The 10,325-nt window shown below is 57.5% G+C and carries 8 protein-coding genes and 2 pseudogenes; 6 read left to right on the top strand and 4 right to left on the bottom strand.

Translation table 11 applies throughout. The features are described 5' to 3' along the window. Positions 1 to 54: 54 nt before the first annotated feature. From V3587_RS30500 to V3587_RS30515, 4 genes and pseudogenes are all read left to right on the top strand, one after another. Positions 55 to 555: pseudogene (locus tag V3587_RS30500) on the top strand (type IIL restriction-modification enzyme MmeI); the annotation flags it as partial. Beyond that, positions 552 to 2,516, top strand: coding sequence for a DEAD/DEAH box helicase (locus V3587_RS30505; RefSeq protein WP_193594689.1), 1,965 nt, complete (start codon positions 552 to 554; stop codon positions 2,514 to 2,516). The pseudogene V3587_RS30500 and the gene V3587_RS30505, both read left to right, overlap by 4 nt. Further along, positions 2,513 to 3,670, top strand: a complete 1,158-nt coding sequence (locus tag V3587_RS30510; RefSeq protein ID WP_193594690.1) for a GIY-YIG nuclease family protein — start codon at positions 2,513 to 2,515, stop codon at positions 3,668 to 3,670. The genes V3587_RS30505 and V3587_RS30510 overlap by 4 nt, the downstream gene beginning before the upstream one ends. A gap of 346 nt (positions 3,671 to 4,016) precedes the next feature. Beyond that, entirely contained in the window at positions 4,017 to 4,265 is a 249-nt protein-coding gene (locus V3587_RS30515) for a hypothetical protein (RefSeq protein ID WP_193594691.1), read from the top strand. An 82-nt stretch (positions 4,266 to 4,347) separates the two neighbouring features. On the opposite strand, the gene V3587_RS30520 is transcribed toward V3587_RS30515, so the two are convergent. After that, entirely contained in the window at positions 4,348 to 4,707 is a 360-nt protein-coding gene (locus V3587_RS30520; RefSeq protein ID WP_283377710.1) for a histone-like nucleoid-structuring protein Lsr2, read from the bottom strand. Between the two features lie 308 nt (positions 4,708 to 5,015). On the opposite strand from V3587_RS30520, the gene V3587_RS30525 reads away from it, so the two are divergent. After that, a complete protein-coding gene (locus V3587_RS30525; protein WP_193594693.1) occupies positions 5,016 to 5,564 on the top strand; it encodes a recombinase family protein in 549 nt (182 codons plus the stop codon). 214 nt (positions 5,565 to 5,778) lie between these two features. Here V3587_RS30525 and V3587_RS30530 read toward each other — a convergent pair whose 3' ends face one another. After that, positions 5,779 to 6,090 (bottom strand): hypothetical protein, encoded by a 312-nt coding sequence (locus V3587_RS30530; protein ID WP_283377709.1) that lies wholly within the window; start codon positions 6,088 to 6,090, stop codon positions 5,779 to 5,781. An 850-nt stretch (positions 6,091 to 6,940) separates the two neighbouring features. After that, the gene (locus V3587_RS30535) at positions 6,941 to 7,696 is read right to left on the bottom strand and encodes a hypothetical protein (protein ID WP_193594694.1); all 756 of its coding nucleotides are present in this window, start codon (positions 7,694 to 7,696) and stop codon (positions 6,941 to 6,943) included. 563 nt (positions 7,697 to 8,259) lie between these two features. Between V3587_RS30535 and V3587_RS30540 the strand changes: the two genes are divergently transcribed. Beyond that, a complete protein-coding gene (locus V3587_RS30540; RefSeq protein WP_047270446.1) occupies positions 8,260 to 9,045 on the top strand; it encodes a membrane protein in 786 nt (261 codons plus the stop codon). Positions 9,046 to 9,440: 395 nt separating this feature from the next. Here the strand turns inward: V3587_RS30540 and V3587_RS30545 are convergent. Further along, a pseudogene (locus tag V3587_RS30545) lies at positions 9,441 to 10,250 on the bottom strand (IS110 family transposase); the annotation flags it as partial. Positions 10,251 to 10,325 lie beyond the last annotated feature (75 nt).

The raw sequence follows: 10,325 nt of genomic DNA on the forward strand, positions 1-10,325 counted from the left end.
AAAACCAAAGGCGCAACTCGCATACAAGCAAGTATCGCAAATCCAACTGTCTAATTATTTATCCCACGCCGCACTAGCATCTCTTCCGAGCGTCGCGACTACATCCCGATCGGCTACCTCGACGCCGATACGGTGATCTCTAACAAGGCCTTTGCGGTCTATGACGCACACCCCTGGACATTCGCGTTGCTTACGTCGAAGATGCACATGGCATGGACCAACGTGGTGTCGGGGCGGTTCAACGACGACTACCAGTATTCAAATACCATCGTCTACAACAACTTTCCAGTACCGACGTTATCGCAGCCACAGAAGGAGCAGATGACTGCGGCGGCATTCCGTGTGCTGGACGTTCGGGAGTACCATTCAGAAAAAACGCTGGCTGAGCTCTACGATCCGGACCTCATGCCTGATGATCTCCGGGTGTCCCACCTGGAGCTCGATGCGGTCGTCGATGCGATTTACCGGAAGCGCGGCTTCGATTCCGATGAGGATCGGTTGTCGTACCTGTTCGGTATGTATGAACAAATGGTCAGCAAGGAGACGAAAAAGTGAGCGTTTTGAAAAAGCCAGCCAATATCGTCGACGTCACGTACGCACAGACCGGAAATAGCGTCAACACTGACCAGCTCGGGATGCGGGAGATGCAGCAACGCGTATTCGTTGAGCGCGCGGCGCAATACCTGTTGTTGAAGGCGCCGCCCGCCTCAGGCAAGTCACGTGCGTTGATGTTCATCGCGCTCGACAAGCTGTATAACCAGGACCGCAAGAAGGTCATCGTCGCTGTTCCTGAACGCTCAATCGGTGGATCATTTGCAAGTACGGAACTCACCCGTAACGGATTCTGGGCCGACTGGGAAGTCGAGCCGCGCAACAATCTGTGCACCCCTGGTGGACCGGCGGGAAAGGTCCAGCATTTCATCGATTTCCTCGCAGGGCCGGATGCCGTCTTGGTATGCACACACGCGACGCTTCGTTTTGCCCACGAGAAGCTCCCTGCGTCTGCGTTCAATGGCGCCGTGCTTGCGATCGACGAGTTCCATCATGTCTCCGCGGACACGGCAAGCAGTCGGCTCGGCGAACTGCTCAAGGGGGTGATGACTGAATCGGACGCGCATATCGTCGCGATGACCGGTTCCTATTTCCGCGGTGATACGGTCCCGGTCCTATTGCCGGAAGATGAAGCGAAGTTCACGCCGGTCACATTCAACTACTATGACCAGCTCAACGGGTACGAGCACCTGAAATCACTGGGAATCGGGCATCACTTCTATCAGGGTCGTTACACGAACGCCATCCATGAGATTCTCGATCCGGACAAGAAGACGCTCATCCATATCCCAAACGTCAACAGCGGTGAGTCCACGAAGGACAAGGTCGAGGAGGTGGGATTCATCCTCGACGCGATCGGCGAAATCGTCAGCCAGGAAGAATCAGGCATCCTCAACGTAAGAAGCGAAGATGGCACAATCCTTCGGGTTGCGGACCTCGTTGATGATAGTGACCAGCTCAAACGCGCAGAGACGCTGCACTACCTCTCAACTATTGCATCGAAAGACCGTAATGCCGTCGACATAATCATTGCGCTAGGCATGGCCAAGGAAGGCTTCGACTGGCCCTTCTGCGAGCACGCACTGACAGTCGGGTACCGCGCTTCACTCACCGAAGTGATCCAGATTATCGGCCGCGTCACGCGGGACAGTCCAGGTAAGCCGCATGCTCAGTTCACCAATCTGCTCGCGCAGCCCGATGCGACAACCGACGACGTCAAGCTGTCGGTTAACAATATGCTCAAGGCGATCACAGCCTCGTTACTGATGGAGCAGGTCCTCGCGCCAAACTTTACGTTCAAGGCGAAGATTAACGACGATGACAAACCCAAACCCGGTGAACTCAAGGTCAAGGGGTTCAAGGAGCCAACGTCCGAGCGAGTCAAACAGATTGTCGCGACTGACCTGAACGATCTGAAGGCGACGATCCTTCAAGATGAAACCTTCGCAAAAGCGGCAGCGGGAAACCTCGACGCCGAAGTGGCAAACAAGGTGCTAATACCGAAGATCATCCGCGACAGATACCCCGATCTGAACGAAACTCAGGTCGAGGAACTGCGGCAGCAGGTCGTGGTCGATTCTGTGATCAAGAGCGGCGAAGTTCGTGAGGTCGGCGACAAACGGTTTATTCGTATGGCCGACAAGTTCGTCAACATCGATGACCTCGACATCAATCTCATAGATAAGGTCAATCCGTTCCAAAGGGCCTTCGAAGTGCTTTCGAAGTCAGTCACCCCGCAGGTACTGCGGATCATCCAGGACACGATCACGGCGACCCGGATCGAGGTCACCGACGAGGAGGCACGTCTGCTCTGGCCAAAGGTCCAGCAGTTTGCGAAGGTCAAGGGCAGAAAGCCGGACATCCGTAGTGATGATCCGACAGAGAAACGGTACGCCGAGGTACTGCTGTTCTTGCAGAAGAAGAAGCGTGAGCACGAAGCGCAGAAACGGACGATCCAGGCATGACATCAAGCAACCTACAGAGCATTTTCGACTCAGACGACGACGGACTCCTTGACGTTCCAGAAAAGGCCGCCAGGGTCACCGCCAGCGATCGGCTGGAGAGCTCGTTCCTGGAAATCGTCGATTTCTACCGCCAACATGCCCAAGTCCCGCGGTCGGATACCCACGACATTGCGGAACGAAAGCTCGGCGCTCGACTCGACGGAATCCTTGCGGATGACGACAAGGTTGCTGCGCTGACGCACCTCGATGAATTCCACATGCTCGTTGCTCCCGACCCTCCCCAATCCATCGACGAACTGCTCGACAGCGATGACCTGGACCTCCTTGAGGACACCACAGGTATACTCGACACCTCGGGCCTACCTTCTCGTGCACAACGCACGGAGCCAGACGAGGTCGCGCAAAGAGTGAAGAGCACGGACTTTGCCGCATTCGAGCCGCTCTTCAAACAGAAGCATGACGAGATCACTTCTGGTGCCTCAAAGCTTGTCGAGTTTCCTGGCGAAAAGTATGTCAAAGAGGGTGCGTTCTTTGTTCTGGCTGGCGTCATGGCGTTCGTGGCCGAGGTGCGCGAACCGGAAACCAACGCAGCTGGGATGCCCAAGGAACGGCTGCGGTGCATATTCGAGAATGGCACGGAATCATCCATGTACAGACGGTCGCTGGCCGCACGCCTTTACGAAGCTCGACGAAAAAACGAAGGCGCTTACGTAGTGGTCCCGGCCGAGGTAGACAGCATTCTGGAAAACGACGAGCATACCGGTTATATCTATATCGTGCGATCTCTTAGCGACGATCCCCAGATCGCTTCGATCACCGATCTCTACAAGATTGGATTCACCACTGGAACGGTCGAAAAACGGATTATTCATGCCGTGGATCAACCGACGTATCTGATGGCCCCGGTCGAGATCGTTGCGAGCTACCGCACGTACAATCTAAAGACCTCGGTGCTCGAACACTTGCTACACCGGGTATTCAGCGAGGTTAAGCTCAATGTCGAACAGGTCGGGAAGAACGGTCGCGTGTACGTTCCGTCCGAATGGTACGTAGCACCACTGGAAGCGATCGATGAGGCGATCGATTTGATCGGGTCGGGCGACATCGTGAACTACGAGTACAACGCTGAGCAGTGCCGCCTCAAACAACGGTAGGGTAGCGAAAGGAAATCTCAGATCACGAAGGTGAACTGCCGTCGCCGCTTCACCCTTCTCCGAAACAGTCCTCGATAGGTGCTATTAATTAATCCTCTTTACTTAATTCGGCGTTGGATCCATTTATGTCATCTATGAAATCGGACATTGCCGTCCATTTTTGTAATAACCTCACCTAAAAACCGATCACACCGGCGACCCTGAATATGGGTGCGACAGTCTCCGTCACCGATCAATCCCGATTTTCGAACTCGCCAGTGCGTGTTTCATGAACGACCGTATTTGGAACACCGGTGATCACTGGGCGAGGAGGTGACGTGGCGGCTCCTCTGCCAGAATCAGACCTATGCCCGATTCCGACGCTCACTCCACCGATCCCTTCGCCGTCGGTTCCCGGGTCACTGTGATCCGGACCTCCGGATCACGGTCCAGCGATACCGAACCGCAGGTCGGTGTCGTGGTCGAGGACTTCGCCGACACCGTCATCGACGACACCGACCTGGGTCGGGATTGGGCACCGGCGCTGCGGTGGGCGATCGCCCTCGACGACGGGCGCTTGGTATTCGCCGCCGAGGGTGATCTCGAGCTCGCTTGATCCGTCCGTCTCACGGGCCAGAATTACGAGTTGCAGCGCGCTACTCGCAGATGCCAGTGAGAGTCGACACTGTCCTCAAGGCTCAGTGTGCGGTGTCGAAAGCAACGATGATGTCAGCTTTGATCCGCCCGCGCGGGGAGACGTCGAAGCCGTTCTTGCCAGCCCAGTCCCGAATCGCTTTCAACTGTTCCGCCGATCGACCGGATCCTGACGACTTAGTCGCAGTCGAGGTTTTCACACGGGATTTGCCGGCAGCGGAGACTTTCTCTGCGACCTTTATGTACGGGGCGAATGCAGCTTCGATCTTGTCGGCGTTGGTGGGCCGAAGATCAATTCGATAATCGACGCCCTGATAAGAGAAGGTGACCTCGTGCCCTAATCCGGTGTCGATGGGTTTCCCGTCGAGATCGTCGATAAGTTGGCGAATGAATATTTCAGCCACAGGGATTCCTCTTCGTTGCATGCCGAATGAATATCGCGTTCATGTTATCCGAAGTATCAAATAATCGTGGCTATCCTGTGTCGCCCGCGGATCATGACCTCGCACGCGAGCTCGAGCGTCCCCAGGCGGTCGCGGCAGTCGATCAGTCCCGATTTTCGGCGTCACCGAACCATGTTTCATAAACGCTTGTATTTGAAACGTCGGAGGCAATTTTCTGTGAGCTGGTCGAAGATTCGTTCCGAAACTCGTGTCCAAAACCGATGGTTCAATATGTGGCCTGTCGGTGAGTTCTGGAACACTGCTGCCTCATGGGTGAACTTTTGGGCTATGCGAGGGTCTCGACTACCGATCAGACGCTCGATGCTCAGAGTGACGCTCTGAGCGCTGCCGGCTGTTTCAAGGTCTGGACCGAGACCGCGTCGGGTGCAACCACGACCCGTCCGCAACTGACGGATCTCCTGTCGCATCTTCGCGACGGAGACACCCTGGTCGTCTGGCGCCTGGACCGGTTGGGGCGCTCACTCCCCCACCTGCTGCAGACCGTCGAAGATCTCGCCGCCCGCGGAGTCGGCTTCAAATCGTTGACCGAAGCGATCGACACCACCACCTCCGGCGGGAAACTCATCTTCTCCATCTTCGGAGCACTGGCAGAATTCGAACGCAATCTGATCCGGGAACGGACTCAGGTCGGTCTCGCCGCCGCCAGGGCGCGTGGACGTACCGGCGGTCGGCCGCCGAAGATGACCTCCACGAAACTCGCACAGGCACAACGGATGCGGGAGAACGGCATGCATCTGACCGACATCGCCGAAATCATCGGTTTCGGCCGAACCACTCTGTACAGGCACCTGAAGTGAACTACTGCAGCGATCGTTCGGGCGGCTGACCTCACACCACAAACGCGACATGGACCTACCGGGGCACAGACGTATCCAGGGTCGTGAGCCCAATTTCATCCGTCGAATCCGCGCCTGCCCGCTAGCGCGTTGCACGTGGGAAGACCTCGATGCGAAGTCTTCCCGAAGGAACGGAATAGGCCGCCTCCCCCATGTCAGTGGCTACTCGGTGAGATCATTGCGCCCTACGATGCTCCCGCTTGAACTGGTCGGTCGTGAGCTTGATTCGGTCGGGTCGCGTCACTCGTATCGGCTCGCCAGTCTCAGGATCAACCGGAATGTAGTCGCCGTACACCCCTGAGTCGTGCCCGGACGAGAACGCGCGATTCTCCCGTTCCGCTTTCTGGTGGGCAAGCAGTCTTTCGTTCCTGGCACGGCGCTCACGAATCATCTTGGACGTAGCCCACTTTTCATAGCCGAAGGCAAAAATCAAGAAACCAACAACGAGACCGCCGAATACGAGGGCAACTGTCCAGAAAAGGTGCACGGCAGAAATTTCACAGGTAGCGGTAGAGCGTTGTCAAGCTGCTTGGACTGCAGTAGTTTTCGGATGTGAGAGGGCGCGTCTCGACGTGTAGCGCTGATCTCAATGCGAGAGCAAGGTCCGCTGTGTAGCGACGGATGTGCCAGCATTCGACAACCTGCGATATCGCCTCCATGCATGGTGAATTCGGGTTTCGTGCCGTTGCGAAGCACATGCCGCTTCAGCGCAAGGCCGCGAGGTCGGTAGTGAGAAGGGTGAAAATTACCGGGTGCGCGACAACTGAACTCCGCTGCGCCAGACAACGAACCCGGTGAGCGCTCCGACCGCAGCGCTGGCCAGTGGCCCGACGATGAGATACAGCGTCGGGCTCTCATCACTGCCAGGGCAGAGGGAGATCGTAGGCAAGTTGGTCGGATCCGTGATCTGCGATGTCAGAGGTGCGTACGAAGAGCAATGGGTCGGTTGCCCGAGCCACCAAAGCACGAAGCCAACGCAGATAAGACCACCAATCAAGAAGGTTGCAGCCCCCGCTGCGATCAACGTACGCATCTCAGCATCCTGCCATGGTCGCGACCACGCTCAGTTCGGCGAAGAGCGTCGTCACACAGCTCAAACGTTGAAATCAGTTCTACTGCAATCATATTGGCTACTCATGAACAACATCGTGTACATCACCCATTCGCAAAACCCCGAATGGGCCTTCCGGATCGGGACACACCGTCGAGTAGCAGCGCTACACTTGGGTGGCGCGCGATCTGTGCCCTCTTTCCATCTTCACTCGCAGTCACGTAAAAATCAGGCCCGCTCTTCGCGTGGAGAGAGTGGGCCTGATTTTTGTGTGTGGAACCTCAGGTCAGGAGAGGCTACCGAAGATGTTGCCGAGTGAGCCGGTACCCGTCTCGGGGTCGGCGTCCTTCTTGGCGAAGTTGGTCGTGCAGCCGTTGAGCTTCACGGCATCGACGAAGACGCTCGAAGCGGCTGAGCCGGTGCCGACACTGACCCCGTAGTGCTCGACCTTGGCGTCAGGGTTGGCTGCGACGATGGCATCGAGTGAGGTGGGAACACCCTTGGCTGCGCCGCCGATGGTGCGGGTGCTCCACCAGAGTCCGTCCTGGATGTTCTCGTGCTTCACGGCGTCCGTCGTAACGGGTGCGTCGTTCTGGCTCGGGACCCACACCAGAGTGGTGAAACCGTTGTCGGCCGGGTTCGTGGTGCCGGTCAGACGCAGCTGGAACGCGGCGCTGGTGGTGACTGCGCGCTCGGAGAACCCGATCTCCTTCGCTGCAGCGTCGGCGAGCTTGATACTGCCGGCCGCGTGGTACGAGACGGAGCGATCCGTGACATCGGTGACTTCGAGCTTGAGGGAGCCGTCCTTGTCGAAGACGTTTTCTGCCGAGTAGGAAGCGGTCTGATCCTTCTCGTCGGTGAACGGGATGCCCCATCCGTTGGCGGTGGTTTCAGTCGACGTCGCGGAGCATGAGAAGCCGGCCCCCGGATCTGCGGAGCCGAGCGAACCGGTCGGTGCAGCATTGGCGAAGGCCGGCGCGATCAGCGCGGCCGCGCCGACGAGGGCAGCGATGGTTCCGGTACGACGAGTGTTCTTGGACATGCGAATTGACGCCTCTCACAGGGGGAAAGTAAAGCTCCGGGAAAATTAGCACAGACCGGACGGTTTGTGCTAAGCCGAATCGGACAAACCTCATCTACCGGAGAAGTTAGTTCTTTCGGGTTAGTCCTTTAGTCGTAGTGGGCGGGCCTGTTGGACATCATGTGGCCGAGCCCGTCCGTCCGACGATCTCTTACCGATTCCGGCGCTGCGGCGCCTTCGCGAATCATCGATCAGAAATCGCCGCACATTTCCGGCAGCAATGGGCTGAAAATTGCCCTTCGCAGGATTTCGTTAAGGGTCACCAAAACGTCCGGCCACGAGTAACGCCCGGTCCATTCACCGCGGTCCACGTCTACAACAGACTCCGTTGACCTCTCTGGCACTCCACCCGAGATCCGTGATCCGTGGCTGCGATGCTCGCACTGACAGCGCGCATCAACCCCGCTGTCGCAGATGGCCAATTAAATAGTGAAGAAAAGCCGCTGCAGCAACTTGGCATGCACCAGACGGCACGAATCGGACGGCGGAATCGGACGGGTGCAGTACTGCAGTAGGTTGTCCCAATGGCCAACGGCAATCAGATCGCGCCAATATCGAAGTTCGAGCAAACCTTGCGGGCAACGGCCCAAATGCCTGGGGTACGGATCGATAGGGAAGCGTTTCTCCGCAGCGAGTTGAAGCGGTTCTGTTCCGACGACCAGATCGCCCGCGCGATTGCCACGACCCCCGCAGAAGCGAACATTCCGCTGAGTGTGATCGACCAGATCGCTAACAGCGTGATCAAGTACGAGACAGGCAAAGTAACGACGATCTCGGCTGTGGCGGGCATTCCGGGTGGATTTGCAGCGTTCGGCACTGTCCCTGCCGATGTCGCGCAATACTATGGTCACCTCCTACGCGTTGTTCAGAAGCTTGCCTACATTTACAGCTGGCCGGATCTGTTTGACGGGGACGGTATGGACGCCGCGACCGAAAGCATGCTGACGCTGTTCATCGGCGTCATGTTTGGGGTTAATGCGGCGCAGGCCGGCGTAGCGCAAGTATCGGCGCTGATCGCGAAGCAGATGGCGAAGAAGCTCCCGCAGCAAGCGCTGACCAAGGGCACGATCTATCCGATAGTCAAGAAGGTCGCGACAGTTCTTGGCGTCCAGATGACCAAGCAGATCTTCGCCAAGAGTGCGGCCAAGATCGTTCCGTTGGTCGGGGCAGCGGTCTCGGGCAGTCTCACTTTCGCCACATTCTTGCCCATGTCCAAGCGCCTTCGGAGGCACCTCGCGAGTTTGCCGCTCACCAAGCCAAGCTGTGCGAGCGATACGCAGTTGTTGAGAGACACAATCATCGCGGAGTAGTACACAGGCCGTGTCCCAGAAGCTAACTGCCGGCACCGCGTCACCAACGTCCGTTCCTCATACAACTGATATGTAGAGAAATTTGTCAAGGGACAGGTGGAAACGGCCTCGGGAACGGCAGTTCCCGAGGCCGTTTCCGTTTCGGTCGACGGACATGAAGAACGGCGGGTGACATGTCGATATTCACGACTCGTGGTCAGACTGATATACGCGGGTTGGCTACCGCAGGACGACTGTTCGGCAGGAACGGTGCTGCTGCTCTAGGGTCGGGCGTCGCAATCGGTTCCAATTTCGGAACCTGTTGCTGCCCATAGTTGTTTTCGCAGATCGTTCCTCACGCTGCCATCACGCCCTTTGCGATTGTCTATCGACCGAAATCTAGGGGAAGGACAAGCTCAGGGCTGGTCGTCGACGACCGCCAGCGACCAACACCATCCCGCAAGTTCTCTGGCTACGGCGACATTGGCGATCACCGGACGCTTCTTACGGGCGGTGAACTGCTCCCACCGATGATGCAGGCGGTGGTTGCCGGCATGCCCACGAGCACGCGCAGCGGGGCTGGCTTTCGCCCATCGAGTGCGCATGACCTGTCCAGGGTTGCGGTAGATCTTGCGGTGATGCCATGCTGCCTCGACCAACAACCGACGTGCATGACCGTTGCCGGTCTTGGTGATCGAACCCTGTGATCGTGATGTCCCCGAAGAGTATTCACTCGGCACCAGGCCGACATAGGAACCGATGGTGCTCCCCGTAAATCGCTGCCAGTCGCCGATCTCGACCGCCAACCCGAACCCGGTCAAAGTAGAGATTCCGCGTAAACATCCCAAACGGTGCACCATCGGCGTGTAGGGACTGTTCTCCGCCATCTCCTCGATCGCCGTATCCAGTCGGTCACGGCGGCTTCGGGTGAGCAGCATCGCTTCATAGTTCGAGTCGAACGTGGCCTGCAACGCCGACTGCTCGAACCTCTGACTTCGTAGCCACACATCATGCGCACCAGTCCACGCCGCACCACCAGAATAGACAATGCCCTGCCGCAGAAGAAGTTTCGACAAGCGATGTCGGCATCGCATCAGATCCCCGCGAGCATCCTCACGGGCACGGACCAGATCTCGGGCTGCCTCTTGTTCTACCGAAGGGACCGTGACCTCGACGATCTCGTCCAGTCGGAGCAACCTTGCCAGATGCAGCGCGTCGCGAGCATCTTCTCCGAACTAAAAATGATCTTGCAATTTGAGGGTTGGAATCTTGTTCGACGAGTTCAGTGATGAGGTTGATGG

Source organism: Rhodococcus sp. IEGM 1306, from assembly GCF_036541985.1.
Lineage (GTDB): Bacteria > Actinomycetota > Actinomycetes > Mycobacteriales > Mycobacteriaceae > Rhodococcus_F > Rhodococcus_F qingshengii.

Coding starts and splice junctions, on each gene's coding strand:
- V3587_RS30540 (WP_047270446.1), top strand. CDS start 8,260: ATGGCCAACGGCAATCAGATCGCGCCAATATCGAAGTTCGAGCAAACC.
- V3587_RS30510 (WP_193594690.1), top strand. CDS start 2,513: ATGACATCAAGCAACCTACAGAGCATTTTCGACTCAGACGACGACGGA.
- V3587_RS30515 (WP_193594691.1), top strand. CDS start 4,017: ATGCCCGATTCCGACGCTCACTCCACCGATCCCTTCGCCGTCGGTTCC.
- V3587_RS30525 (WP_193594693.1), top strand. CDS start 5,016: ATGGGTGAACTTTTGGGCTATGCGAGGGTCTCGACTACCGATCAGACG.
- V3587_RS30535 (WP_193594694.1), bottom strand. CDS start 7,696: ATGTCCAAGAACACTCGTCGTACCGGAACCATCGCTGCCCTCGTCGGC.